Source organism: Paracoccus lutimaris (assembly GCF_003337565.1).
GTDB lineage: Bacteria > Pseudomonadota > Alphaproteobacteria > Rhodobacterales > Rhodobacteraceae > Paracoccus > Paracoccus lutimaris.
The window spans coordinates 144,941-170,204 of the sequence record NZ_QPJL01000008.1; the positions used below are offsets into that span (position 1 = coordinate 144,941).

The window sequence follows — 25,264 nt, forward strand, 5'->3', positions numbered from 1 at the left end:
GAATCCCCCTGAAAACATCGTAGCACAAATGGACATGAATCACGGGCCGGACAAGGGTTCGGGCGGGCTTTTCCCGGTCAAAGACCGGGACTGTTGCATTCAGGTCCGCTCGGCCTCGTCAAGACGCTCCAAGGCCTCCATCCACAGGCTTTCGGCGCGCTGCATGGCCTCGCTGGCCTCGGCATGCTTGCGCCCGAAAGCCTCGGACTTTTGCGCGTCGTCATAGGTCGCGGGATCGGCCATGATCGCATCCAGCTTTTCCAGCATCGCGGTCAGCTTCTCGATGCGCTCCTCGGCCTTGCGGGCCTCGGCGCGCAGTTCAAGGATCTTGTCGCGCGAGGGGCGCTTTGCGGCCGCTTTCGCCTCGGGCTGGGGCGTCGCGCGGCCGTTGGGCTTCTCTTCGCCCTGCAAGAGCATCTTGCGGTAATCGTCCAGATCGCCCTGCCATGGCGCCACGCCGCCCTGATCGACCAGCCACAGCCGGTCGGCGACCAGGTTCAGCAGATGCATGTCATGGCTGACCAGCACCACGGCGCCGGTATAGTCGTTGAGGGCCTCGGTCAAAGCCTCGCGGCTTTCGATGTCCAGATGGTTCGTCGGCTCGTCGAGGATCAGGAGATGCGGCGCGTCGATCGTCGCCAGCAGCAGCGACAGCCGCGCCTTTTGCCCACCCGAAAGCTGCCCGACCCTGGTCTGGGCCTGCGCCTCCATCAGCCCAAAGCCGGCCAGCCGCGCGCGCAGCCTTGCCGGTGCTTCGTTGGGGCGTAACCGGCGGACGTGATCCAGAGGTGTCTCGTCCAGCTCCAGCTCATCGACCTGATGCTGGGCGAAATAGCCGATGCGCAGCTTGCCCGAGCGGTTGATGCGTCCCTCCATCGGCTCGAGCCGGCCGGCCAAGAGCTTCGACAGCGTTGATTTGCCCTGACCGTTGCGGCCCAGAAGCGCGATCCGGTCGTCCTGATCGATGCGCAGGTTCAGCCGGTTCAGCACCGCGCGCCCGTCATAGCCGACGCTGACCCCGTCCAGCGCGACGATGGGCGGCGAGAGCTGGTCAGGCTGCGGAAAGGTGAAGCGGTGAAACTTCGCCTCTTCGGGGGCGGTCAGCGGCTCCATTTTGGCCAGCATCTTGATGCGGGCCTGCGCCTGCACGGCCTTGCTGGCCTTGGCGCGGAAACGGTCGACGAAGCTTTGCAGATGGGCGCGGCGGGCCTCTTGCTTCTTGGCCTCGGCGGCCTGCAGGGCGCGTTTCTCGGCGCGGGTGCGCGCGAAGGTGTCATAGCCGCCGGTATAGAGCGTCAGCTTTCTGTTCTCGAGATGCAGGATATGGCCGACGGCGCGGTTCAGCAGGTCGCGGTCATGGCTGATGACGATGACCGTATGCGGATAGCGCGCCAGATAGCGTTCCAGCCAAAGCGCGCCCTCAAGGTCCAGATAGTTGGTCGGTTCGTCCAGAAGCAGCAGGTCGGGCTGCGAGAACAGCACGCCGGCCAGCGCGACGCGCATCCGCCAGCCGCCGGAATAGTCAGAGGTCGGGCGGGCCTGATCCTCGGTCGAAAAGCCAAGGCCCTTGAGGATCGTGGCGGCGCGGGCCTCGGCCGACCATGCGTCGATATCGGCAAGCCGGGTCTGGATTTCGGCGATGCAGGCGGGGTCGGTCGCATGCTCGGCCTCGGCCAGAAGGCTCGCGCGTTCGGTATCGGCGGCCAGCACCGTGTCCAGAACGCTGGTCGCGGTGCCCGGCGCCTCTTGCGCGACGCCGCCGATGCGGGCGCGCGAGGGCAGCGAGATGGCGCCGCCGTCCAATGCGTGCTCGCCCCGGATCAGCCGGAACAGCGTGGTCTTGCCGGCGCCGTTCGGACCGACAAGGCCGACCTTGTGGCCGCTGGGAATGGAGGCCGAGGCCTGCTCAAAGAGCGGCCGGCCGGCGATGGAATAGGATATGTCGTCGATGCGCAGCATGACGCCCCGCATGGCCCGCGTCACCGGCCTTGTCAATCGCCCGCGTGTCCGCGCCCGACCGGGACCGGCAAACTTCCCCAAAGGGTCCGGGGGCCGGGGTCGTCACGGCTTTTCAACCCGCTGTCCGCATGTTAGGAGCCGCCCACAATTCCCGCGCGGGGACCCCCGCGCCCTATCTGACGGAGCATCCCATGGCCATCGAACGCACGCTTTCGATCATCAAACCCGACGCCACCCGGCGCAACCTGACCGGCAAGATCAACGCCAAGTTCGAGGATGCCGGCCTGCGCATCGTCGCACAAAAGCGCATCCACCTGTCGCCCGCCCAGGCCGGCCAGTTCTATGCCGTCCACAAAGAGCGCCCCTTCTATGGCGAGCTGGTCGAGTTCATGGCCTCGGAGCCGGTCGTCGTTCAGGTTCTGGAAGGCGAGAACGCCATTGCCAAGAACCGCGAAGTGATGGGCGCGACCAATCCCGCCAATGCCGATGCCGGCACCATCCGCAAGGAATTCGCCCTGTCGGTCGGCGAGAACTCGGTCCACGGCTCGGACGCCGCCGAAACCGCCAAGGAAGAAATCGCCTTCTTCTTCTCGGGTCTTGAACTGGTCGGCTGAGCCCCTCCAGGACTTTGAAATCGCAAGGGGCCGTCCCGCCGGGGCGGCCCCTTTTGCATGCCGGCCCAGAGGCCTGCGCCCATCGGGCGACGCGACGTCGCCATGGCCTGACGGGTTCAAATCCGCGCCTTCGGCCCCATCTGAAGTTCATCCCGACACGCCCCCATGACCCCATGCCGGAACGAGGCACGCGGATCGCGCGCCCCCGGCATGAGCAGGGACAAAGCTGCAAGAGGAGTGTTCCAATGGCACAGAAGAAAACCGTCATCGTCACCGGCGCGGGCACCGGCATCGGCCGCGCCACCGCCCTGCGTTTCGCCCGCGACGGCTATAACGTGGTCCTGAACGGTCGCGGCCATACCGCGCTGGACGCGGTGGCCGAAGAGATCGGCGACCATGCTGCCGTGCTGGTGGCGCCCGGTGACGTGGCCAAGCGCGGCGATGCGCGGCAGGTCGTCGATGCGGCGCTGGCGAAATTCGGCGGCATCGACGTGATGGTGAACAATGCCGGCGTGGTCAATCCGGGCGCCGTGGACATGCTGGGCGACGATGATTTCGAAAGCATGATGGCCATCAATGTCGGAGGTGTGCGGAACATGGTGATCGCGGCGCTGCCGGCCTTGCGCAAGTCGCGCGGCAATATCGTCAATGTCTCGTCGGTTTCCGGCATGCGCGGCGACTGGGCGATGCAGGGCTATAACGCCTCGAAGGGGGCGGTTTCGCTGATGACGCAGGGCATGGCGCTGGATCTGGGCAAAGAGGGCATCCGCGTGAATGCCGTCGCGCCCGCCACCACCAATACCCGGCTGGCCGCGCCGATCCAGCAGGCGCCCAAGTTGTCAGGCGCCCTCAATCGCCGCATCCCGATGGGCCGGCTGGCCGAGGCTGACGAGGTCGCCAACGTCATCGCCTTTCTGGCCGGGCCGGATGCGAGCTTCGTGAACGGGGTGATCCTGCCGGTCGATGGCGGGCTTTCGGCCTCGAACGGGCAGCCGGACTTTACCGATCAATAGGGGGTCCTGCTTCGGCAGGGGGGCATCCGCCCGCGCGCGGGGAGGCGCGCGGGCGGATGGCTCATTTTTGCAGGGTCGCAGTCAGATCAAAGCTGATCGCGACCGCAAAGCCCACGGTGCTTTCATCGGCATAGCCGGCGCCGATGCCGAAATCGCGGCGGTCCACCTGCATCTTGCCCTTGGCCTTGGCGGTTTCGCCCTCGAGCACCAGATCAAAGGGCAGGTCGGCCTGAATGCTTTTCCCGGCGATGGTCAGCGTGCCACGGGCGAGATGGGGCTGGCCGTCAGTGGCGGGGGGCAGGATCTCGGCCTTGAAGCTGGCGGTCGGATGGGCGCCCGCGTTCAGGAAATCCGGGCCGGTCGCGGTGCCGGTGACCGAACCCAAGGTCAGCGAGGCGATGTCGATGGTGACCTCGACGCGGCCGGTTTGCGTCTCGGGGGCATAGTCGATGGCGGCCTGCCACTGCCCGAACTGGCCGGCCACGTCATTGCCGCCCTGCTTGACCTGAATGTCCAGCGTGCCTTGCTGCACCGCCCAGCCTGATGCGGCGGCGGGCTGGGCTGCGGTCGCGGCGGGTTCCGGCCGGGTTTCGGCCTCGCCCTGTCCGGTAAGGGCCGCAACGCCGCCCCAGATCGCCACGGCGGCGCAGGCGGCCAGCAGATGCTGCAGGCCGGGCGACATGTGATGCTCGGGCGGGTCGGGCAGGCGGTCGGGATTGCCGGCCATGCGCGCAAGCGTATGGTCGCGGTCGATCAGCACATGTTTCAGCGCGCCGGCGACATGCAGCGCGATCAGCGCCGCCAGCACCCACCAGCCGGCCTCGTGAAAGCGGGCAAACCCCTCGGCCAGCGCGGCATCCTCGGGGACCAGCGGCAGGCGCTGCCCGAAGGGCCACAGGATGCGGGAAAACCCGCCCGGCGCCGCCGAATGCAGAAGCCAGCCCGACAGCGGCATGATGATCATGCCGATCCACAGCGCCCAATGCACGGTTTCGGCCAGCAGCGTCTCAAGTCGGCGCTCGGGATGCAGCGGGCGCGGGCGGATCTGGCTCAGCGTCCACAGGATCCGCGCCGAGGCGATGATCAGCACCGCGACCCCGGCGGTCTTGTGGATCGAGAAGGCGGCAAAGATTGCCTGCAAGGCGCTTTCGTCGCCGCGCGGCAGGTTGTCGGCGTAAAGCCCCAGCCCAAGCGCGGCAAGGATCAGGACGGCCACCGTCCAGTGAAAGGCGCGCGCCGCCCAGCCATAGGCGCGCGTGGTGTTCATCGGGCTCATGCCTCTTCTCCCATCGCTTGCCGCCAGTGGCGGCGGCACAGCGAGACATAGGTTTCGTTACCACCGATCTGGACCTGCGCGCCTTCGCGCAAGGCCCGACCCTGTTCGTCCTGCCGCACGACCATGGTGGCCTTGCGGCCGCAATGGCAGATGGTGCGCACCTCGCGCAGATCGTCCGCCAGCGCAAGCAGCGCCGCCGAGCCGGGGAAAAGCTGGCCGCGGAAATCGACCCGCAGCCCGTAGCACATCACCGGCTGGCCAAGATCGTCGGCGACGCGGGCAAGCTGCCAGACCTGGGTTTCGGTCAGGAACTGCGCCTCGTCCAGAAAGACGCAGGCCGCACCCCGGCCCTGATCACGGATCAGGGCGAAAAGATCGGTATCCGGGGTAAAGGTCAGCGCGTCATCGGAAATGCCGATACGGCTGGCGATGCGGCCCGCGCCCGCGCGGTCATCATGGGCGGCGGTCAGCAAAAGCGTCGCCATGCCGCGTTCGCGATAGTTGTAGGATGCCTGCAGCAAAAGCGTGCTCTTGCCGGCATTCATCGTGGAATAGTGGAAATAAAGCTTGGCCATGGCGGCAGATAGCCGCGAGGGCCCGCAGGCTGCAAGCCGCCGCGAGGGGGCGGCGGCTCACATTTGCGTCGATCAGGTCGCGCTTATGCGCGCTGGGTCGATTTCGGCGCGCGCGAGGGGCGGCGTGCCGGGCGCTTGCGCGCGCCCTGACCGCCCGGGGCGGCAGGACGGCCACCGGCGGGGCCGCCGCGTTCGCGCATCTTGCTGGCCTCGAACGGAACCTCGCCGCCGACGACCGGGATCTGCGCCTTCATTGCCTTTTCGATGGCGCGAAGTTCGCCGATCTCGGCGGGCGCGCAAAAGGCGATGGCGCGGCCGTCACGCCCGGCGCGGGCGGTGCGGCCGATGCGGTGGACGTAGTTTTCCGGCACATTGGGCAGGTCGTAGTTATAGACATGCGCCACCTCGGGGATGTCGATGCCGCGCGCGGCCACATCGGTCGCGACCAGCACCTTGGTTTCCCCGGCGCGGAAGCCGGCAAGCGCGCGCTCGCGCTGGCCCTGCGACTTGTTGCCGTGGATGGCGGCGACCTTGTAGCCCCATTTCTCCAGCAGCTTCGACAGCTTTTCCGAGCCATGCTTGGTGCGGCCAAAGACGATCGCCAGCTCATTCATGTGCTTGGAGAGGTATTCGGCCAGCAGCGTCGCCTTGTCGCCCTGATTGACGAAATGCACGCCCTGTTCGATCTTGGCAGCCGCCTGACCCGGAGGGTTCACGGCGACCTTCAGCGGATCGGTCAGGTAGCTGTCGGCGAGCTCTTCCATCAGCTTGGGCATGGTGGCGGAAAACAGCAGCGTCTGGCGTTCGCGCGGCAGCATCTTGGCGATGCGGCGCAGCGCGTGGATAAAGCCGATGTCCAGCATCTGGTCGGCCTCGTCCAGCACCAGATACTGGGTCTGGGACAGATCGACCGCGCCGCGCTCGATCAGGTCGATCAGGCGTCCGGGGGTCGCGATCAGCACGTCCACGCCGCGTTCCATGCGCATGACCTGCACATTGATCGAGGCGCCGCCGACGACGCGGAACTGCCGGATGGGCGTGCCCACGGCGTAAGCGTCGATGTTTTCGGCGATCTGGGTGGCCAGTTCGCGGGTCGGCGCCAGGATCAGCGCGCGGCAGGTCCGGGGCTCGGGCTTGCGGCCGATATTCAGCAGGCGGGTCAGCATCGGCAGGCCAAAGGCCGCCGTCTTGCCGGTGCCGGTCTGGGCAAGGCCCAGCAGATCGCGGCCGGCAACGATGCCGGGGATGGATTTTTCCTGAATGGGCGAGGGGGTCTCGATCCCCAGACCTTCCAGATTGATGGCCACGCGCGGGTCGATCCCCATGCGGGTGAAGGGGGTGTCGATCTCGGGGATGGCGCGGCGGATGAATTTCTCCTCCGGTTCGGCGCGCATCCGGCGATGGTTGGTATTGGGTTTGTCGTTGCGGAAATGCGGTTTGCCGCCGTGCTCGCCGCGCGGCTTGTTCTGGCCGTGGCTCTGACCCTGGAAGCGGGGCTTGCCAGCGGGTTTGCCCGAGCGGTTCGGGCGCGAAGTTTCGTTCGTCATACTGTCTTTCATCCATGCCGCCCGCGTATCGGCGCACATGGCAGAGGCCGCGCGGATCGCGCGGCAGGTTGCGAGGGGCGGGCAGGATACGCATTGCCCGCAAGCCTCCCCGCGTGAATGGGAAACCGGAAGTTTTGTGCCGGCCTGACGCAACAGGGCGTCGGCTGCTCACGCGGCAGCGGGCGGCAACTTGTCGCAAATGGGGGATGGCAGCCGAAAAGTCAAGCGCGGTAAGTCATATACCGCAAGTCAGGCGCGGTCGGCACTGTCCATCCAGATCGTCACCGGGCCGTCATTGACCAGCGCCACCTGCATGTCGGCGCCGAATTCGCCGGTCTCGACACTCAGGCCCAGATCGCGCAGGGCCTGGGCAAAGCGCAGATAAAGCGCCTCGCCCCGCGCCGGGGATTCGGCGCTGGAAAATCCGGGGCGGTTGCCGGTGCGGGTATCAGCGGCCAGGGTGAACTGGCTCACGACCAGCGCCGCACCGCCGGTATCAAGGACCGAGCGGTTCATCTTGCCCGCCTCGTCGCGGAAAATTCGCAGCTTGGCCACGCGCGCGGCCAGCTTTTCGGGCGCGTCATCGGCATCGCCCTGCATGGCGCAGACCAGCACCATCAGACCCGGCCCGATGCGGCCGGTGCTGCGACCGTCCACGGTGACCTCGGCCTGCCGGACGCGCTGGATCAATGCCCGCATGTCACTTGCCCAGCATGATGCCAAGGACGACGAACATCAGCCCAAAGACCGAGCCGGCCAGCGCCGCCATATTGACCACGACCACGCGGCGCATCACCGCGCGCATCGCCTCGTCATCCAGGTTTTGGCGTTTCGCGCGCGCGGCGGTGACGATGCACCACAGCAGTGCTGCCAGCCCCAGCATGGTCAGCGCGGTTCCGCCCCAGATCAGCCCGTCCCAGATCGTCATAATCAGCCTCCGTCTGCCGCTGGTGCCCTAGCGGCGATTGCACCCGCCCGCAAGACCGCCTAGACCCATGCCCCACAGGCAGCCGGCCCCGACCGGTATCGAGGATGCAAGGAAAAAGCGACCATGACCGATGACGCGACCTATAACGTGACCGCCAACGAGCTGCGCCAGTTCATCGAGCAGATCGAGCAGCTGGAGGCCGAGAAAAAGGACATCTCGGAACAGATCCGCGACATCTATGCCGAAAGCAAGGCGCGCGGCTATGACCAGAAGGCGCTGAAGACCATCGTCAGCCTGCGCAAGAAGGACAAGAACGAGGTCGCCGAGCAAGAGGCGATCCTCGAGGTCTACAAGGCCGCCCTGGGCATGGCCTGAACGGGCTGTCTTGCCCCGGTTCTCGTCTTGCGCGGGCCGGGGCAGGGCGCAGCGGATGCCGCCGCCGTCATCGAAACGACTGTCATATAGGCAATTTTGCCTAGGGGCATCGGCAGGAACGCGCCGAGCGCATCAGAACAATTCGACAAATCGTTGCGGTTCGGTCCATTCTGGAAGAAGAGCGACCGGGTGAGAACTGTGCCCAAACCCCACCCGGTCTTGCCGTACCTGCGAAAAGAGGAAATCTTTGAACGGCCATCTTTGACCGTGCATCCAAAGCGGCGTGGCGAAAACCTGCCTTTTTAGTGAGGTTGCCAGGGTTTCTGGCCAATTCCGGCCTGTTTGCCCTTTCCAAAGCATGGTTTCCCTGTACATGGACAGGTTGACTTGCGATTTGAGCGCCTTGCGTGACAATGCGCTGGCGGTTTCGGCGGCGTTCCGGGTATGACGACCCGACTCGGCAAGACGGGGACCCGGCCGGTTTCCAAGCCTTGGGGGGGAGGAATGTCGGCACACAAAAACGACAAGAAACAGCCAGGGCCCGATCCCGATAAACGCGCGGGCAAGGCGGATGCAGAGGCCGGTGCCGCAGGCGACAAGACCGCCGATGATCGTGCCGCCGCACGCGCCGCCCGTCAGGTCGCCAATCGCGAAGAGCGCGAGGCACGCCGCGCCGCCAAACAGGCCGAACGCGCCCAAAAACGCGCAGCGCGCGAGGTGCCCGCGCCGGTCGAGGCCGCCCCCACCGCCTCGATCGCCCCAGTCCCGATCGCTCCAGTCCCGATCGCTCCAGTCCCGCTGGTGCAGGCCGCCGCCGCGCCCGAGCCTGCCGGCATAGCGCATTTCAATATCCTGATCCTTGGCCAGAACGGGCGACTGGGGCTTGAGGCGGTGCTGTTTGCCGCCAGCCTGCGGCGCAATGCGCCGGGATGGCGTGGCCGACTGATCGTGGCCGAGCCGCAGCCCGAGGCGGCATGGGCCGGCGTCAACACGCTTTTGCCGCAGCCGGTCCGCGCCGCGCTGGCTGGCTACGGCGCCGAGATCCTGCCCTTCACCGCCACGCATTTCGGCCGGGACTATCCCTATGGCAACAAGATCGAGGCGCTTGCGCTGTTGCCGCCGGGCGAGCCCTTCGCGTTTTTCGACAGCGACACGCTGGTGACCGGCGATCTGGCGGCGCTGGAGATCGATTTCACCCGGCCCGCGGCCTCGATGCGGCGCGAAGGGACCTGGCCCGAGCCGCCGCTTTACGGCCCCGGCTACCACGATATCTGGAAATCGCTTTACGACCGTTTCGGGCTGGATTTCGCGTCCTCGCTGGACCTTTCCCAGCCTGACGAGCATTGGGAACGCTATCTGTATTTCAATGCGGGCTGGTTTCTGGGCGGCGATCCGAAGGAATTCGGCCGCCGCTTTCTGGAATATGCGCTGGCGATCCGCAATGAGCCGGGCGATGCGCTGGCCTGTCAAAGCCTTGACCCCTGGCTGGATCAGGTGGCGCTGCCTTTGGTCATTCATGGCCTTGGCGGCGGCCGGCCCGGCCCGGAACTGGACGGGTTGGATGGTGTGGTGACCTGCCACTATCGCAACCTGTCGCTGCTTTACGCCCGCGAATCCGAGGCGGTGATGGCGCTGATCGAAGATCTGGCCGCCGATCCGCAGATCGCCCCGCTTTTGCGCGGCGACGAGGCGGTCGAGCGGCTGATCCGCGGCGGCGAGGGGCGGCGTGTCCTTCGCCCGCTCTTTTCCGCAGAGGACCCGTTCCCGCGCGAGCAGGCGATCCGTCATCGCCTGCGCCGCGAAGGGCTGTGGTTTCGCTAGGGTCGCTCAGCCCTCTTCCGAGGATCGCGCCCACAGGTTGATATCGCCGACCTGATCGGACAGCGCGTCGATCCGGGCCAGTTCATCGGGCGTGAAGGCGGTATTCGCGACTGCGCCCGCGCATTCCACGACCTGCTCGGGCCGTGACGCGCCGATCAGTGCCGAGGTCACCTGCCCGCCCCGCAGCACCCAGGCAATCGCCATCTGTGCAAGGCTCTGGCCGCGCGCCTCGGCGATGGCGTTCAGCCCGCGCAGCGCGGCAAGGCTTTTCTCGGTCAGCCAGTCGGGGCTGAGGGACTTGCCCTGCGCGGCGCGGCTGTCCGACGGAATCCCGTTCAGGTATTTGCGGGTCAGCATGCCCTGCGCCAGCGCGGTAAAGGCGATGCTGCCGATGCCTTCCTCGTCCAGCGCGTCCAGAAGCCCGTCGCGCTCCACCCAGCGGTTCAGCATGTTGTAGCTGGGCTGGTGGATCAGGCAGGGCGTGCCCAGATCCTTGAGGATCGCCGCCGCCTCATGCGTGCGCTGGGTGCCATAGCTGGAAATGCCGACATAAAGCGCCCGGCCCGAGCGCACGATATGATCCAGCGCCGCCATGGTTTCCTCAAGCGGGGTGTCGGGATCGACGCGGTGCGAATAGAAGATATCGACGTAATCCAGCCCCATCCGCTTCAGCGACTGGTCGCAACTGGCGATCAGCGACTTGCGGCTGCCCCATTCGCCGTAAGGCCCGTCCCACATCCGGTAGCCGGCCTTGGAGCTGATGATCAGCTCGTCCCGCAGCCCGGCGAAATCGGTCCGCAGGATCTGGCCGAAGGCATCTTCGGCGCTGCCGGGCGGCGGGCCGTAGTTGTTGGCCAGATCGAAATGGGTGATGCCATGATCAAAGGCCGCGCGGCAGATGGCGCGCTTGGTCTGATGGGGCGTATCCTCGCCGAAATTGTGCCACAGCCCCAGACTGATCGCTGGCAGCAGAAGGCCCGAGCGCCCGCAGCGGCGATAATCCATCCGCTGGTAACGATCAGACGCCGGGCGATAGGGCAGATGCGCGGGATGCTCAGCCATGGCTCAGAACCCCGTCGCAGCGGGCGCAGGTGCCCGGATGCTTGTGGCTGCCGACATCGGGAAGGATCTTCCAGCAGCGTTCGCATTTCTCGCCCTCGGCCTCTTCGAAGACCACGCCGACGCCCGCGACATCGGGCAGGCGGAAGGCCTCGCCCGGGGCCGGGTCGGCGGTCAGGCTGATCCCCGAGGTGATGCAGATATCGGCGAAATCGACCGATTTCAGTCCTTCGAGCACGGCCTTGTCCTCGATATGGACGACCGGCGCGGCCTCGAGGCTGGCGCCGATCACCTTGTCGGTGCGCTTGATTTCCAGCGCGGCGGTGACGACGCGGCGGGTGCGGCGGATCGCCTCCCATTTGCGGGCCAGAGGCTCGTTCAGCCAGTCGGCGGGGGTGGCGGGGAAGTCCTGCAGATGGACCGAGCTTTCCGCGCCGGGGAAGCGGCTTAGCCAGACATCCTCCATGGTAAAGGGCAGGATCGGCGCCAGCCAGGTCACCAGACGGTGGAACAGGATGTCCAGCACCGTGCGCGCGGCGCGGCGGCGCGGACTGTCGGGCGCGTCGCAGTAAAGCGCGTCCTTGCGGATGTCGAAATACAGCGCCGACAGGTCCACGGTCGCAAACTGGAACACGGTCTGGAAGACCCCTTGGAAATCATAGGCCTCATAGCCCTTGCGCAGCTGATGATCGATCTGCGCCAGCCGGTGCAGGACCCATTGTTCCAGCTCGGGCATGTCCTCGGCGGCGACACGCTCGGCATCCGAGAAACCGTCCAGATTGCCCAGCACAAAGCGCAGCGTGTTGCGCAGCCGGCGATAGCTGTCGGCGGTGCCTTTCAGGATCTCTTTGCCGATGCGCAGGTCGACCGTATAGTCGGATTGCGCCACCCAGAGCCGCAGGATATCGGCGCCGTATTCCTTGATCACATCGGCGGGCGCCACGGTATTGCCAAGCGATTTGGACATTTTCATGCCCTTTTCGTCCAGCGTGAAGCCATGGGTCAGCACGCCCCGATAGGGCGCACGGCCCTTGGTCGCGCAGGCCTGCAAAAGCGAGGAATGGAACCAGCCGCGATGCTGGTCGGTGCCCTCAAGATACAGGTCGGCAATGCCGTCGGGGCTGCCATCGGCGCGGTCGCGGATCACGAAGGCATGGGTCGAGCCAGAGTCGAACCACACATCCAGCACGTCCATGACCTGTTCGTAATCATCCGGATTGGCGATGCCGTCCAGAATACGCGCCTTGAAATCCGGGCTATACCAGATATCTGCGCCGTCTTTCTCGAATGCTTCGATGATGCGGTCATTGAGGCGCGGGTCCCGCAGCAGGAAATCGGCATCGTCGGGCCGCGCGCCTTTTTTGACAAAGCAGGTCAGCGGCACGCCCCATGCCCGCTGGCGCGACAGCACCCAGTCCGGGCGGTTCTCGACCATGGAATAGAGCCGGTTGCGGCCGGTCTGCGGGGTCCATTTGACCAGCTTGTCGATGCTGGTCAGGGCGCGGGTGCGGATGGTCGCGCCATATTCGCCCATGCCGTCGTCCAGAGGCTTGTCGATGGCCGCGAACCATTGCGGCGTGTTGCGATAGATCAGCGGCGCCTTGGAGCGCCAGCTATGGGGATAGCTGTGCTTGACCTTGCCCTTGGCCAGGAGCGCGCCGGCATAGGCCAGTTGCTTGATGACGCTGACATTGGCCGGTCCTTCCTTGCCCTCGGGCGTCAGGATGGCCTCGCCGCCAAAGATCGGCAGGTCCTTGCGGTAGCTGCCGTCCGGCTCGACGTTATAGGTCATCGGCAGGCCGAATTTCAGGCCAAGCTGATAGTCGTCATCGCCATGGCTGGGGGCGGTATGGACAAAGCCCGTGCCCGCGTCGTCGGTGACATGGTCGCCGGGCAGCAGGGGGACGTCGAAATCCCATTCGCCATTGCCGCCTTCGATGCCGCGAAAGGGATGCGAAAGGATCAGCCCCTCCAATTCGGTCGCTGGCACGTCGCGCAGGCGCTGGTGGCTTTCGACCTTGGCCGACTGCATGACCGCATCGGCCAGCGCATCGGCCAGCACCAATTTCTCGCCCGGTTTTGCAGTGGCGTTTTCCGCGACCGAGGTGACCTCATAAAGGCCGTAAGCGATCTCGGGGTTATAGGCGACCGCGCGGTTTTGCGGGATCGTCCAGGGCGTCGTGGTCCAGATCACCACCGAGGCGCCATCCAGCGCGTCGGCCTGCGGCTTGAACCGCACCCAGATCGTGTGGCTGGTATGGTCGTGATATTCGACCTCGGCCTCGGCCAGCGCGGTCTTTTCGACCGGAGACCACATCACCGGCTTTGACCCCTGATACAGGCTGCCATTCATCAGCAGTTTCATGAACTCGGCCGCGATCACGGCTTCGGCGTGGAAGTCCATGGTCAGATAGGGATCGTCCCATTTGCCGATCACGCCAAGGCGCTTGAATTCCTCGCGCTGGATGTCGATCCAGCCCTCTGCAAAGCGGCGGCATTCCTGACGGAATTCGACCTTGTCGACGGCGTCCTTGTCCTTGCCGGCCTTGCGATAGGCTTCCTCGATCTTCCATTCGATCGGCAGCCCGTGGCAGTCCCAGCCCGGCACATAGCGCGCGTCACGACCCATCATCTGCTGGCTGCGGGTGATGAAGTCCTTGAGCACCTTGTTCAGCGCGTGGCCGATATGCAGGTTGCCATTCGCATAGGGGGGGCCGTCATGCAGGATAAAGGGCTTGCGGCCCCCCACCTGCGTCGCGGCTTTTGCGCGCAGCCGGTCATAGATACCAAGCCGGGCCCAACGCTCCAGCCATTCCGGCTCGCGCTGGGGCAGGCCCGCGCGCATCGGGAAATCGGTCTGGGGCAGAAAGACGGTGTCGCGGTAATCGGGCGCGGTCGGGGTGGTGTCGCTCATCTGGCGGGAATCCTCTGGTGGCAGGGCAGGCATGCTTAACCCGACGGCGAGGGGATCCTACGCCGCCGGGCGGGTAATTCGCTGAATGCGGCACCTGCTGAACATGGGCCGGGTTATAGGAAACGCCAGAAGTCCCTGCAAGCTCTTGCGCTTGGCCATGCGCTCGGGCAGCAAGCCGGCCATGAGTTTTCGCATTGCCATTGTCGGTGCCGGGATCGGCGGTCTTGCCAGCGCATTACTGCTGGCGCGGGACGGCCATGACCTGACCCTGTTCGAGCGTTTCGCCGCGCCGCGCCCCCTGGGTTCGGGGCTGGTGATCCAGCCGGTGGGGCTGGCGGTGATGGATATGATCGGCGCGGGCGAGGATCTGCGCCGCCTCTCCAGCCCGATCACCCGGATGCTGGGGCATGAGGCGGGCGGGCGCAAGGCGCTGGATGTCTCATATCCCGCCGATGCGCCGGGACGCGGCATTCATCGCGCGGCGCTGTTTCATCTGCTGTGGGATCGTGTGCAGGCGCTGGGCATCCCGACCGTCACCGGGGCCGAGATCGCATCCACCCCGCAGGACGCTGCTGGCCGGCGGCTGATGCTGGCGGATGGGCGCGATTTTGGCCCCTATGACCTGATCGTCGATGCCAGCGGCGCCGGCTCGCGCCTGTCGCCGCTGAAGGCGCGGCCCTTGGGCTATGGCGCGATCTGGGGCACGGTGCCATGGCCGGAAACCGGCCTGCCGATGGATCAGCTACGCCAGCGCTATCGCGGCGCCAGCCGCATGGCGGGCGTGCTGCCGATTGGGCGGCTGCCAGGTGATGTGCAACCGCTGGCCGCCGTCTTCTGGTCGATGCCGCAGGCCGAACTGGACGCCTGGCCCACGACCCCGCTGGAAAGCTGGCGGGCCGAGGTGGCGACGCTCTGGCCAGACATGGCGCCGTTTCTGGGAACGATCCGCGACAATGCGCAGATGGTTGTCGCGCGCTACGGTCATGGCACGCTGCGCCGCCCGCATGCGCCGGGGCTGGTGCATATCGGCGATGCGGCCCATCGCGCCAGCCCGCAACTGGGGCAGGGGGCGAATATGGCGCTGCTCGATGCGCTGGCGCTGGCGCTTGCCCTGCGTGGTCCCAAGGATCAGGCGCTGGCCGATTACGCCGCCATGCGCCGCTGGCATGTCCGTGCCTATCAGGGGATGAGCGCGCTTTTCACCCCGATGTATCAGTCGGGCAGCCCTCGCCTGCCGGTGCTGCGCGACCGGCTGCTCGCGCCTTTCTCGACATGGCCCGTGGTGCGCGGAGTGTTGACGCATCTGGTCGCGGGCACGATGATCCCGCCCTTGGCCGGCACCGATGCGCCGTAAGCCGCGATGACAAGCTGCCGCATTGCACCCGGCCGCGCTTGCCCCCATATCGGCGCCATGATTCCGCCGCGTTTCCCAGTGACCCCCGACCAGATCGACCGCGTCGTCGCGGTCTTTTACGCCGCCATCCGCCGCCATGAGGTGCTGGGTCCGGTCTTTGCCCGCCATGTCACCGACTGGCCCGAGCATGAGGAAAAGATCGCCCGCTTCTGGAAGAACGCGATCCTTTACGAACGCAATTACGACGGCAATCCGATGCAGGCGCATATGCGCGCGGGCGATGTCCATGCCCAGCATTTCGCGCCCTGGCTGATGCTGTTTGACGAAACCCTGCGCCGCACCCTGCCCGACGAGGTCGCGCAGGCATGGTCGCAGCTTGCCCATCGCATCGGCGCGGGCCTGCGCATGGGGGTCGAGGACCTGCGCGAGCGCGTGCCCGGCCCGCCGGTCTTGCGCTGAGCCAGAGCGGCAGGCACCATCGCCGGATCATTCGGAAAGGACCCTCGTGATGAAGATCGACTATATCGAATTCGCCTCTCCTGACCTGCCGGCCACGAAGCGGTTCTTTGGCGATGCCTTCGGCTGGGGGTTCAACGATTACGGGCCGGAATATCAGGAACTGGCGGATGCCGGTGTCTCGGGCGGCATTGCCGCTGGCCCGCTGGCGCCGCCTCTGGTCATCCTGCGGACCGACGATCTTGAGGCGGCGCAAACGCGTGTGACCGCGGCGGGCGGCCAGATCACCAAGGCGATCTTCAGCTTTCCGGGCGGGCGGCGGTTCCAGTTCCGCGAGCCGGGCGGAACCGAGATGGCGGTCTGGTCCGAGACCTGAGGCCGCCTAGCGCGGCGGCCGCGCCTTATAGACAGGCAGCTTCCAGCCGCATGTCATGCTGCCCGCGCGCAGCGCCATCACGGCGGCGGCGCAGGCAATCAGCGCCCAACCGCGCCCGCAACCCAGCGCCATCAGCAAGACCGCGGCCACCGCGCCGCCAAAGGCTGCGGTGATGTATAGTTCGCCCTGCTTCAGGATCAGCGGCACTTCGTTGCTGACAACGTCGCGCATCAGTCCGCCGAATGTGCCGGTCATTACCCCCATCATTACCGTGACGACCGGGTTCACGCCCATCTCCAGTGCGACGCCGACTCCCGCCGGCACTGCCACGGCCAGCGCGCAGGCATCCAGCCACAGGATGGCGCGATAGCGGCTCTCCAGCAGATGCGCCGTCAGGAAGACGACGCTCGCCGCGCCCGCTGTCAGCAGCAAAAGCTCGGGCCGGTCGATCCAGAAGACCGGATCGCGCCCCAGCACCAGATCGCGCAGCGTGCCACCGCCGATCCCGGTCAATGTCGCGAAAAAGATGAAGCCGACCAGATCAAGCTGGCCCCGGCTGGCGACCAGCGCCCCGGTCAGCGCAAAGATCAGCACGCTGGCATAATCAAGCGCCAGAACCAGCGTTTCCAGCGTCACGAGGCCGCCTTCCGCTCGGGCTTGTAGGGGGCCATGCCGGCGCGGGCGAGCTCATCGGCGCGCTCGTTCTCGGCATGGCCGGCATGGCCCTTGATCCATTCCCAGCGCACCTTGTGACGCGACTGTGCGGCCTCAAGCCGTTGCCACAGCTCGACATTCTTCACCGGCTTTTTGTCAGCGGTGCGCCAGCCGTTGCGCTTCCAGCCATGGATCCATTGCGTGACGCCGTTCTTCACATAGGCGCTGTCGGTGGTGATGGTGATCTCGCTGGGGCGGGTCAGCGCCTCAAGCGCGCTGATCGCGGCCATCAGCTCCATGCGGTTGTTGGTGGTGTCCGGTTCGCCACCCGACAGCTCGCGCTCCTTGACGATCTCGTCGCCCTTCATGGCGCGCATGAGAACGCCCCAGCCGCCGGGGCCGGGATTGCCGCTGCAAGCGCCATCCGTCCAGGCGAAGAGATCGCTCATGCCCGCGCCAGCGCCAGTTTCAGCCCCAGCGCCGCAAAGGATGCCGCAAAGGCGCGGCGCAGCCAGCGCATCGCCCGGTCCGAGGCCAGCAGCGCATCGCGCCCGCTGGCCGCCAGCCCGGCATAGCCCAGAAACACCAGGAACGTGATCAGCGAGAAGGTCCCGCCCAGTTCCGCCAGCAGCCCCAGACCTGCGCCAGTGGGCATGAATTGCGGCAGGAAGGCCATGAAGAACAGCGGCAGTTTCGGGTTCAGCACATTCAGCAGGATGCCGCGCCAGACGATGCGGCCCGCGGGAACCGGCGCGGCTGGCATGACCGACATGCTGCCCCGGTCCTTCAGCACCGCCCAGGCCATCCAGATCAGATAGGCGACGCCGGCGAATTTCACCACCTGGAACAGCACCGCGCTGGTATGGAGCACGGCGGCCAGCCCGGCCATGGCGACCAGCATGTGAAAGACGGTGGCGATGGTGCAGCCGACCGAGGCCCAGAACCCGGCCCGCATCCCGCCGCCCAAGCTCATCGACAGCGTATAGACCACCCCGATCCCCGGCGAGACGCAGACGATGAAGGCCGTCAGCAGATAATCCCAACTCATTTCCCGATCCCCCTGTAACCCGGCAGCGCGGCCACGCGCCCCAGCCACAGATTGATCGCAGGAAAACGCGCCATGTCAAATCCGCCGCGACTGCCCGCCGTATGGGTATAGCCGTAAAGACAGATATCGGCGAGGCTGACGGCATCGCCGACCAGCCAGTCATGCGCGCTGAGCCGGCTTTCCATGATCGCCAGATGCGCATGGCCCTGATCCAGCAGCGCGGCCATGCGCTCAGGCGTGGCTTGCGCGCGGCGATGCGGATAGTTCAGCAGGGCGGCACGCACCGCGACCGTACCCTCATGCTGGTTCTGTTCCCAGAACATCCAGCTCAGCATCTTGGCCCGCGTGAACGGGTCCGACGGCACGAAGGTGCTGCCCTCGCCCAGCCAGCACAGGATCGCATTCGATTCCGGCAACAGCCGCCCGTCATCCAGTTCCAGCACTGGCGCCTTGCCAAAGGGCAGCCGCCCCGAGGCCTTGGCCCGGTCCAGCGCCTCGGTCAGATATTCGACATCAATGATGTTGCAATCGCGCCCCAGCAGCCCCAGCAGCAGCCGCACCTTGTAGCTGTTCCCCGAGGACGGCATCGACCAGAGCTTCATGTCTGTCTCCATTCTTCCATGTCCAAATATCCCGGGGGAGGCCCGGCAACGGGCCGGGGGCAGAGCCCCCTATGCTTCGCGCAGAACCCGCGGCACCTTGAATTCGACATTCTCGCGCGCCGTCTCGACCAGCTCGACGGTCACGTCATAGCGGTCGGCAAAGGCCGCGACGACCTCGTCGACCAGTACCTCGGGTGCGCTGGCCCCGGCGGTGACGCCGACGGCGCGGACGCCTTCGATGGCCCGCCAGTCGATCTGGTCGGCACGCATGACAAGCTGCGAATAGGCGCAGCCGGCGGCGCTGCCGACCTCGACCAAGCGGCGCGAATTCGAGCTGTTCGGCGCCCCGATCACGAACAGCGCGTCGATCCGCCCGGCAATCGCCTTGACCGAGGCCTGCCGGTTGGTCGTGGCATAGCAGATATCTTCCTTGGCCGGCCCGACGATGGCCGGGAAGCGCGCCTTCAGCGCGGAGACGATGGCGGCGGTGTCATCCACCGACAGCGTGGTCTGGGTGATGAAGGCCAGACGCGCGGGATCGCGGGGGGAAATTACCGCCACATCCTCGACGGTCTCGACCAGAATGACCTCGCCCTCGGGCAATTGCCCCATGGTGCCCAGCACCTCGGGATGGCCCTCATGGCCGATCATGATCATCTGCAGGCCCTCGGCGTGGTGACGCTCGGCCTCGACATGGACCTTGCTCACAAGGGGGCAGGTCGCATCGACATAGACCATTTCGCGCCGCCGGGCCTCGGCCGGAACAGCTTTGGGGACGCCATGGGCGGAAAAGATCACCGGCCGGTCGGCGGGGCATTCGTCCAGTTCCTCGACAAAGACCGCGCCCTTGTCGCGCAGGCTGTCGACGACGAATTTGTTATGCACGATCTCGTGGCGCACATAGACCGGGGCGCCCCATTTCTGCAGCGCCATTTCGACGATCTTGATGGCACGGTCAACGCCGGCGCAAAAGCCGCGCGGCGCGGCCAGATAAAGGGTCAAAGGCGGTTTCTTGTCCATGGCCCTCACCTAACCGCAGGCCGCGCGCCTCGCAAGGATCATGCGCCGTCGAATTCGGTCAGGGCATGGACCTCGTATCCCAGCCCCTCGAGCAGCTTGCGTCCGCCCAATTCCGGCAGGTCGATGACAAAGGCGCAGCCGACGACCTCGGCCCCCAGCCTTTCGCAGAGCTTGATCCCGGCGGCGGCGGTGCCGCCCGTGGCCAGCAGATCGTCGACGATCAGCACCCGCTCGCCGGGCTGCAGCGCGTCGTCATGGATCTCCATCACCGCCTCGCCATATTCCAGCGCATAGGGCTGGCTCAGCACCGCGCCGGGCAGCTTGCCCTTCTTGCGGATCGGAACGAAGCCCAAGGACAATTGATGCGCGACCGCGCCGCCCAGGATAAAGCCGCGTGCCTCAAGGCCGACGACCTTGTCGATCGGCTCGCCCGCATAGGGCGTCAGCAACTGGTCCACCGCCATGCGAAAACCGCGCGCATCGGCGAAAAGCGTGGTCACGTCGCGAAACAGGATCCCCTCATGCGGGAAATCGACGATGGTGCGGATATAGTCGCGCACCGTGCGGGTGTCGCGATTGCGCTTGCCGTTGGGTGGAGTGGGCGAGGTCATGGGCGCTCCATTTCGAAAGTCTCGGTGGTGATGGCGTAATCCTTGTAGCCCATCCGCGACAGCCAGCCGGTGGCGCGCAGATCGAACCGGCCATCGACCACGCAATCGTCGCGCAGATGGATGCCGGTGACGACGCCAAGGACCATGTAATTCGCCTCTCCGGCAAGGCGCAGGATGCGGGTGGCGCGGCATTCCAGCGCCGCCGCCGCATGGGCCACGCGCGGGCAGTCGATGGTCTCGCAGGGCGCAGCCTCGATCCCCGCCGCCTGAAACTCGCTGATGCCGGCGGGCAGGGCGGCGGAGCTGGCATTCACCTGATCCTTCATCGGGCCATCGGCGATATTGACGCAAAAGACCCGGGTTTCGGCGATCTGGCTGACGCTGTCCTTGGTGCCGTCCCGGTCCGCCTTGGCCCCGGTCGAGGCGAACATGATCTGCGGTGGCACATAGGCGGTCAGGTTGAAGAAGGAATAGGGCGCCAGATTGTCGCCCGCGCGCCCCCGCGTCGAGACCCAGCAGATCGGGCGCGGCGCCACGATGGCGTTCAGCGGGTTATGCGGCAGGCCGTGGCCGTCCTGTGGATGATAGAACATGGCGCTCTTTCCTGAGGCGGATCAGTCGGATCCGCTGATGTCGATACCGTGCTTGCGACAAAACCAGATAAACAGCGGTATTTCCATGACCGCCATGGTCAGAATCGAGAAAACCGCCCAGTTGGTCTGAAAGAGGATCAGCGAAAACGGCGTGTCGCTGCCGCGAAACAGCGCCGCCGCCACGATCAGCGCCAGCGCGGTCAGCACCATGTCGACCACCATCATCCGGTTGACGGTGATCTTTCGCATGCTGGGATATAGCCCCAGATAGGCGACCAGCAGGATCGCCGCATTCAGGATCAGCAGCTTAAGTTCGGGCGGCAACTCGCGCAGCATGACGGGGCCTTCGTGATGGGGTTCGGGCAATCAAAACTGACTGTCCCCGACCTGCGCGTCAAGCATTCCTGCCGTCCGCGCGGGGCTTCACGAAATTTTCGCCCATCCGGGCGCAGCAGGCGGTTTTCGTTGCTGCACATGCGTGTTACGCGAAGGCCCGCAACCGCCGGACCTGCCCGAATCCCCGCCCGCATCCCGGAGCCCGATGTACGAACTTAGCGCCGAATCCCCTGCCGACACGCCCGAGGTCGAGGCGCTGATGGACCTGTGCTTTGCGCCGGGACGGACGGCCTTGTCCTCGTACAGGCTGCGCGAGGGGGTCGATCCGGTCGCGGGCCTGTGCCTGATGACGCGCAATGAATACGGGGTGCCGGTCGGCGCCATCCGCTATTGGCCGGTGCGGATCGGCGATCAGCCGGTCCTGCTTTTGGGGCCGATCGCCGTGCATCCGACCGCGCAGGGAGAGGGGCTGGGCGCGTATCTGATGCGCGAAAGCCTGCACCGCGCCGCCGATATGGGCTGGCAGCGGGTGATGCTGGTCGGCGATCTGCCCTATTACGCGCGGTTCGGTTTCGTGAAACTTGCCGATGTCGAGATGCCGCCCCCCACCAATCCCGACCGCGTGCTGGGGTTGGAACTGGTCGAGGGCGCATGGGCCGGTGTCAGCGGCCATGTCGAGCGCATCGCGGACGCCGGAGCCTAGGCTCCGGACTCACAGAGTTTTCGGTCTGAAAAGACCGTTGCCACGCGTGCGATGACTGACAGGAAGGCGATGGGGCGTCTGTCCTATCTGGTTGCGACGCGCTTCCGATCGGTGAATCTGCCGCATATGATCCCGACGCAGTCGCGGCGATTATAGCGGCGCCGGTCGTATCTGACGGGCTGCTTGCGGCTTTCCCGACCAATGAAGCATGCCATTCCCCTTGTCTTTCAAAGCATCGCTGAACCAGCCGGCATTTTAGTCGCATCGATCATCACCGTCTTCGGAACGGCGGCTTCGGCGGCCAGGCCATCCATCATTCGGGCGAAGACACCTTTGTCGCTCCACCGCTTCCAAAGGTCGTAGAGGGTCTTCGGCGGGCCGTACTCCCTCGGCGCATCGCGCCATCGCAAGCCATTGCGATTGATGAAGATAATGCCGATCAACACCCGCCGGTCATCGACTCGCGGCTTGCCATGGCTCTTCGGGAGGAAAGGTTGAAGCCGCGCCATCTGCGCGTCAGTCAGCCAGAAAAGGTTGCCCATCGGTCAGTCTCCTTGCGGAGGCCGAATCACGCCGCGAGCGGATGATCGATGGGGCCGGAGCCTAGTGCTGCACGTATATCCCGCAACACCTGCCCTGTGGATCGTTGCGGCAGATCAGCGACCGTCTTGGTCCGCTTTTTTTCGTATTGCCCGCCTGCCGAGCGTGGTGGGTTGCCAGTCACACTGGCAGATTGCCGTCTCGGCTGATAGCTCAGCACGCGCCGGTCATCCACCCGGGGCCGACCGTGCGATTTTGGTAAGTAAAGCTGAAGACGCGCTATCTGCGCATCAGTCAGCCGGAGGAGATTACCCACGTCACCGTTCATTTTTGGGGGGATGAATCACAAGCTCACAGGCAACAAATGGATCCTGAGCATAGGGCCCGGTCCTTGTCGGTTTTTGGCAACAGCGCGGTTCTTGCATCTTATCTGATCAGTTCCCTGCCGAGTAGGAGCTTTCCGTCACGATAGCGCACGAAGGGGGAGTTTACGCAACCGGAAGCCTCGTAAATTTCTTCGATGTCATCCGGCGGGGGGCTATCCTCGCCGGTGCCCCAAGCATAGAGAATATCGAACTCCTTGATGAACGCCTTGATCTCAACGACGCTGAGCAGGCCATACGGAATGCTCATCACATGATGGCCAACTGGGCGATAGGAGAACGTGAAGATGTTTTCATCCGGATCACTAAGGTAGAAATCGAAGCACAGTTCCGGATTGGCATCGAGATATCCAACGGCGCTCTCGAGTGAGCTTTCTTCATGCACCATCTCGCCGGATTTCCAGTCGGTGATCTCATATGCGGTACCCGGATCTGGTCTTAACAGCCTGAAGAAGCTGCGAAACTTGTCGAATGCTCCTTGCTTGCGGCGAGCCGCCGCAAAAAGGACGATATTAGCGTAATCCTCGGAGGTCATCGCGCCAACCCTGCACTGACGAATTTTCCAATATCCCAAAGCTCGTAATAGTAGTATCTGCGGCCGTTCAAGGTTGCCTAGAAATGCCTGACCCGCGTGAGTGGGCCATTATAAGGTTTCATCGCTATGCTGACCAAGTCCGCATTTGCACGGCTCTGATGATGTGACCGCCCCCCGACGGCATCTCTGTGCCAAGGTGGGTCTGCGATGATCCACAAAGGAGGACGGTCATGTCGGAGATTATCACGGTCGGGCTCGATCTGGCGAAGAATGTGTTCCAGGTGCATGTGGCGGACGCCGCAGGCGGTGCGGTGCTACGGAAGAAGCTGCGGCGCACGCAGGTGCTGGGGTTCTTTGAGGCTTTGCCGCCTTGCGTCGTGGCGATGGAAGCCTGTGGTGGTGCACATTACTGGGGTCGAGAGATTGGCAAGCTTGGACATGAGGTCCGGCTGATCCCTCCGGCCTACGTGAAGCCCTTCGTCAAACGGCAGAAGAATGACGCCGCCGACGCCGAGGCGATTTGCGAAGCTGCACAGCGTCCGACGATGCGCTTCGTGTCGGTGAAGAGCGAAGAGACCCAAGGGGCGGCGATGGTGTTCCGCGTGCGCGAGTTACTGATCCGGCAGCGCACCCAGGCGATCAACGCCCTGCGCGGTCACCTTGCCGAGTTCGGGCAGGTTGTGCCGCAGGGCGCTGCCAATGCCTCGAAGCTGATCGCCATCGTCGAAGATCCAGAGAGCGGGTTGCCCGCCGAGGCGACAGCCACCCTGCAGGTTCTGATCGGATCCTTGGCGCACCTCGAGGCGCAGATCGGGAGGCTCGATGCCGAGATCTCACGCTGCGCCAAAGAGAACGAGGTCGCCCGACGGCTGATGACGGTGCCGGGCATCGGCCCGCTGATCGCGACGGCCATCGCGACACTTGCGCCGCCTCCCGAGACCTTCCGGAAGGCCCGGGATTTTGCAGCCTGGCTCGGGTTGGTGCCCAGGCAACACTCGACCGGTGGCAAGCAGCGCCTCGGAGCGACGACGAAGATGGGCGAGCGGTCTCTCAGGCGGCTGCTGATCATTGGCGCCAACAGCGTGATCATCAAGCGCCACGTCCATCGTGAAGCTCAACCCGGCACATGGCTGGGGAACATGCTGTCGCGCAAGCCGTCGATGCTGGTGCGTGTCGCGCTGGCGAACAAGATGGCGCGGATTGTCTGGGCTTTGATGGCCCGCGGTGGCGTATACCAGTCTCCGGCCGTGGCAGCGTAAGCAGCCGTCGGTCGCGAGGACGTCGGAGCGGAAGAGGGCAAGGAGCAGTTTGGCGCAACAGTCGTGAGACGGGATCGGGAGAACCAGTGTGCAACAGAGTGCCTTTGAGCACGCGGCTTTGATCTGGACCCGACCTTCGAACACCATACGGGCCCGCGGCATGACCAAGGCCGCATCAGAGGCCGGACACATGTCAGCACCCGGTGACGCGCGGAAAGCAGCTCTGAAATTACCCCTTGCGCAAGGGGCGGTTACACATGTTGCACAAATCGCCTGAGAGCCAGAGTTTTCCCTTCCCCGGACAGAGTTATCCCACGGCTTCCGTGACGGGGACGCCGAGCGCAGTGAAGCCGTTGAGCACGGCGACACGTACCTGGTGGGCGGTATCCTAATGCGCTGTGCGGGCGTTTGGTGTTGTAGTGCTTCCTCCATTCTTCGATGATGATCTGCGCCTCGCGGAGGCTGTAGAAGACCTCGCCGTCCAGAAGTTCATCGCGGAACCGGGCGTTGAAGCTCTCGCAATACCCGTTCTCCCAGGGTGATCCCGGTTCGATATAGGCCGTCTTCGCCCCGACAGCTGCGATCCAGTCCCGAACGGCTTGGGCGATGAATTCCGGGCCGTAGCACGTCGGGAAGAAGCGCTGTTTTGAGGTTATGGCCGCGCGCGCAGCCCCCAAATAGCGCAGCGTGTGGCCATAACCGTGTCTCAGGTC

27 protein-coding genes and 2 pseudogenes are annotated in these 25,264 nt (G+C 65.3%); 9 read left to right on the forward strand and 20 right to left on the reverse strand.

Annotated elements, in window-relative coordinates:
* Positions 1-99: 99 nt before the first annotated feature.
* Positions 100-1,959, reverse strand: coding sequence for an ABC-F family ATP-binding cassette domain-containing protein (locus tag DFP89_RS09510; RefSeq protein ID WP_114349149.1), 1,860 nt, complete (start codon positions 1,957-1,959; stop codon positions 100-102).
* A 191-nt stretch (positions 1,960-2,150) separates the two neighbouring features.
* Between DFP89_RS09510 and ndk the strand changes: the two genes are divergently transcribed.
* Positions 2,151-2,573 carry a nucleoside-diphosphate kinase gene (ndk, locus tag DFP89_RS09515; RefSeq protein WP_114349150.1) on the forward strand — a complete coding sequence of 141 codons (423 nt, stop codon included), beginning with the start codon at positions 2,151-2,153 and terminating at the stop codon, positions 2,571-2,573.
* A 245-nt stretch (positions 2,574-2,818) separates the two neighbouring features.
* On the forward strand, positions 2,819-3,586 hold the full coding sequence (gene budC, locus DFP89_RS09520; RefSeq protein ID WP_114349151.1) for a meso-2,3-butanediol dehydrogenase: 768 nt from the start codon (positions 2,819-2,821) through the stop codon (positions 3,584-3,586).
* A 61-nt stretch (positions 3,587-3,647) separates the two neighbouring features.
* Here budC and DFP89_RS09525 read toward each other — a convergent pair whose 3' ends face one another.
* The 5 genes from DFP89_RS09525 to DFP89_RS09545 all read right to left on the reverse strand — a co-directional run bounded on the left by DFP89_RS09525 (position 3,648) and on the right by DFP89_RS09545 (position 7,912).
* A complete protein-coding gene (locus DFP89_RS09525) occupies positions 3,648-4,862 on the reverse strand; it encodes a cytochrome b/b6 domain-containing protein (RefSeq protein WP_114349152.1) in 1,215 nt (404 codons plus the stop codon).
* Positions 4,859-5,437: a thymidine kinase gene (locus tag DFP89_RS09530; protein WP_114349153.1), complete on the reverse strand. Its 579-nt coding sequence runs from the start codon at positions 5,435-5,437 to the stop codon at positions 4,859-4,861. The genes DFP89_RS09525 and DFP89_RS09530 overlap by 4 nt, the downstream gene beginning before the upstream one ends.
* Positions 5,438-5,520: 83 nt before the next feature.
* Positions 5,521-6,984: a DEAD/DEAH box helicase gene (locus DFP89_RS09535; RefSeq protein ID WP_245948638.1), complete on the reverse strand. Its 1,464-nt coding sequence runs from the start codon at positions 6,982-6,984 to the stop codon at positions 5,521-5,523.
* A gap of 249 nt (positions 6,985-7,233) precedes the next feature.
* Entirely contained in the window at positions 7,234-7,683 is a 450-nt protein-coding gene (gene dtd, locus DFP89_RS09540) for a D-aminoacyl-tRNA deacylase (protein ID WP_114349155.1), read from the reverse strand.
* 1 nt (position 7,684) lies between these two features.
* Positions 7,685-7,912 (reverse strand): hypothetical protein, encoded by a 228-nt coding sequence (locus DFP89_RS09545; protein WP_114349156.1) that lies wholly within the window; start codon positions 7,910-7,912, stop codon positions 7,685-7,687.
* A 123-nt stretch (positions 7,913-8,035) separates the two neighbouring features.
* Here DFP89_RS09545 and DFP89_RS09550 point away from each other — a divergent pair, with 123 nt between their 5' ends.
* Positions 8,036-8,287, forward strand: coding sequence for a DUF2312 domain-containing protein (locus DFP89_RS09550; protein ID WP_114349157.1), 252 nt, complete (start codon positions 8,036-8,038; stop codon positions 8,285-8,287).
* 504 nt (positions 8,288-8,791) lie between these two features.
* Positions 8,792-10,108 carry a hypothetical protein gene (locus DFP89_RS09555; protein ID WP_342770940.1) on the forward strand — a complete coding sequence of 439 codons (1,317 nt, stop codon included), beginning with the start codon at positions 8,792-8,794 and terminating at the stop codon, positions 10,106-10,108.
* A 6-nt stretch (positions 10,109-10,114) separates the two neighbouring features.
* Here DFP89_RS09555 and mgrA read toward each other — a convergent pair whose 3' ends face one another.
* Positions 10,115-11,170 (reverse strand): L-glyceraldehyde 3-phosphate reductase, encoded by a 1,056-nt coding sequence (mgrA, locus tag DFP89_RS09560; RefSeq protein WP_181870299.1) that lies wholly within the window; start codon positions 11,168-11,170, stop codon positions 10,115-10,117.
* Complete coding sequence (gene ileS, locus DFP89_RS09565) at positions 11,163-14,081, reverse strand: isoleucine--tRNA ligase (RefSeq protein ID WP_114349158.1); 2,919 nt, start codon at positions 14,079-14,081, stop codon at positions 11,163-11,165. The genes mgrA and ileS overlap by 8 nt, the downstream gene beginning before the upstream one ends.
* A 181-nt stretch (positions 14,082-14,262) precedes the next feature.
* On the opposite strand from ileS, the gene DFP89_RS09570 reads away from it, so the two are divergent.
* From DFP89_RS09570 to DFP89_RS09580, 3 genes are read left to right on the forward strand one after another with little or no spacing between them, the layout of a single operon-like run.
* Entirely contained in the window at positions 14,263-15,435 is a 1,173-nt protein-coding gene (locus DFP89_RS09570) for an FAD-dependent oxidoreductase (RefSeq protein WP_114349180.1), read from the forward strand.
* 57 nt (positions 15,436-15,492) lie between these two features.
* Complete coding sequence (locus DFP89_RS09575; RefSeq protein WP_114349181.1) at positions 15,493-15,894, forward strand: group III truncated hemoglobin; 402 nt, start codon at positions 15,493-15,495, stop codon at positions 15,892-15,894.
* A 49-nt stretch (positions 15,895-15,943) separates the two neighbouring features.
* The gene (locus tag DFP89_RS09580; RefSeq protein ID WP_114349159.1) at positions 15,944-16,267 is read left to right on the forward strand and encodes a VOC family protein; all 324 of its coding nucleotides are present in this window, start codon (positions 15,944-15,946) and stop codon (positions 16,265-16,267) included.
* Between the two features lie 6 nt (positions 16,268-16,273).
* Here DFP89_RS09580 and DFP89_RS09585 read toward each other — a convergent pair whose 3' ends face one another.
* The 8 genes from DFP89_RS09585 to DFP89_RS09620 all read right to left on the reverse strand — a co-directional run bounded on the left by DFP89_RS09585 (position 16,274) and on the right by DFP89_RS09620 (position 21,131).
* A complete protein-coding gene (locus DFP89_RS09585; RefSeq protein WP_114349160.1) occupies positions 16,274-16,903 on the reverse strand; it encodes a trimeric intracellular cation channel family protein in 630 nt (209 codons plus the stop codon).
* Positions 16,900-17,370, reverse strand: coding sequence for a ribonuclease HI (gene rnhA, locus DFP89_RS09590; RefSeq protein ID WP_114349161.1), 471 nt, complete (start codon positions 17,368-17,370; stop codon positions 16,900-16,902). The genes DFP89_RS09585 and rnhA overlap by 4 nt, the downstream gene beginning before the upstream one ends.
* The gene (locus tag DFP89_RS09595) at positions 17,367-17,969 is read right to left on the reverse strand and encodes a LysE family translocator (RefSeq protein ID WP_114349162.1); all 603 of its coding nucleotides are present in this window, start codon (positions 17,967-17,969) and stop codon (positions 17,367-17,369) included. The genes rnhA and DFP89_RS09595 overlap by 4 nt, the downstream gene beginning before the upstream one ends.
* A complete protein-coding gene (locus tag DFP89_RS09600; protein WP_114349163.1) occupies positions 17,966-18,571 on the reverse strand; it encodes a glutathione S-transferase family protein in 606 nt (201 codons plus the stop codon). The genes DFP89_RS09595 and DFP89_RS09600 overlap by 4 nt, the downstream gene beginning before the upstream one ends.
* Positions 18,572-18,640: 69 nt before the next feature.
* A complete protein-coding gene (gene ispH / locus DFP89_RS09605; RefSeq protein ID WP_114349164.1) occupies positions 18,641-19,591 on the reverse strand; it encodes a 4-hydroxy-3-methylbut-2-enyl diphosphate reductase in 951 nt (316 codons plus the stop codon).
* A 38-nt stretch (positions 19,592-19,629) separates the two neighbouring features.
* Positions 19,630-20,202, reverse strand: coding sequence for an adenine phosphoribosyltransferase (locus DFP89_RS09610; protein ID WP_114349165.1), 573 nt, complete (start codon positions 20,200-20,202; stop codon positions 19,630-19,632).
* On the reverse strand, positions 20,199-20,795 hold the full coding sequence (locus DFP89_RS09615; protein ID WP_114349166.1) for a flavin reductase family protein: 597 nt from the start codon (positions 20,793-20,795) through the stop codon (positions 20,199-20,201). The genes DFP89_RS09610 and DFP89_RS09615 overlap by 4 nt, the downstream gene beginning before the upstream one ends.
* Positions 20,796-20,816: 21 nt before the next feature.
* Positions 20,817-21,131, reverse strand: a complete 315-nt coding sequence (locus DFP89_RS09620) for a hypothetical protein (protein WP_114349167.1) — start codon at positions 21,129-21,131, stop codon at positions 20,817-20,819.
* 205 nt (positions 21,132-21,336) lie between these two features.
* On the opposite strand from DFP89_RS09620, the gene DFP89_RS09625 reads away from it, so the two are divergent.
* Positions 21,337-21,834: a GNAT family N-acetyltransferase gene (locus tag DFP89_RS09625; RefSeq protein ID WP_114349168.1), complete on the forward strand. Its 498-nt coding sequence runs from the start codon at positions 21,337-21,339 to the stop codon at positions 21,832-21,834.
* Positions 21,835-21,920: 86 nt separating this feature from the next.
* Here the strand turns inward: DFP89_RS09625 and DFP89_RS09630 are convergent.
* The 3 genes and pseudogenes from DFP89_RS09630 to DFP89_RS09640 all read right to left on the reverse strand — a co-directional run.
* Positions 21,921-22,376: pseudogene (locus DFP89_RS09630) on the reverse strand (transposase); the annotation flags it as partial.
* 209 nt (positions 22,377-22,585) lie between these two features.
* Positions 22,586-22,690: pseudogene (locus tag DFP89_RS09635) on the reverse strand (IS5/IS1182 family transposase); the annotation flags it as partial.
* A 110-nt stretch (positions 22,691-22,800) separates the two neighbouring features.
* Positions 22,801-23,292 carry a hypothetical protein gene (locus DFP89_RS09640; RefSeq protein ID WP_114349169.1) on the reverse strand — a complete coding sequence of 164 codons (492 nt, stop codon included), beginning with the start codon at positions 23,290-23,292 and terminating at the stop codon, positions 22,801-22,803.
* Between the two features lie 230 nt (positions 23,293-23,522).
* Here DFP89_RS09640 and DFP89_RS09645 point away from each other — a divergent pair, with 230 nt between their 5' ends.
* On the forward strand, positions 23,523-24,551 hold the full coding sequence (locus tag DFP89_RS09645) for an IS110 family RNA-guided transposase (RefSeq protein ID WP_114349170.1): 1,029 nt from the start codon (positions 23,523-23,525) through the stop codon (positions 24,549-24,551).
* A 251-nt stretch (positions 24,552-24,802) separates the two neighbouring features.
* Here DFP89_RS09645 and DFP89_RS20760 read toward each other — a convergent pair.
* Positions 24,803-25,264 (reverse strand): integrase core domain-containing protein (locus tag DFP89_RS20760; protein ID WP_245948639.1); only part of this gene is annotated, 462 nt, incomplete at its 5' end.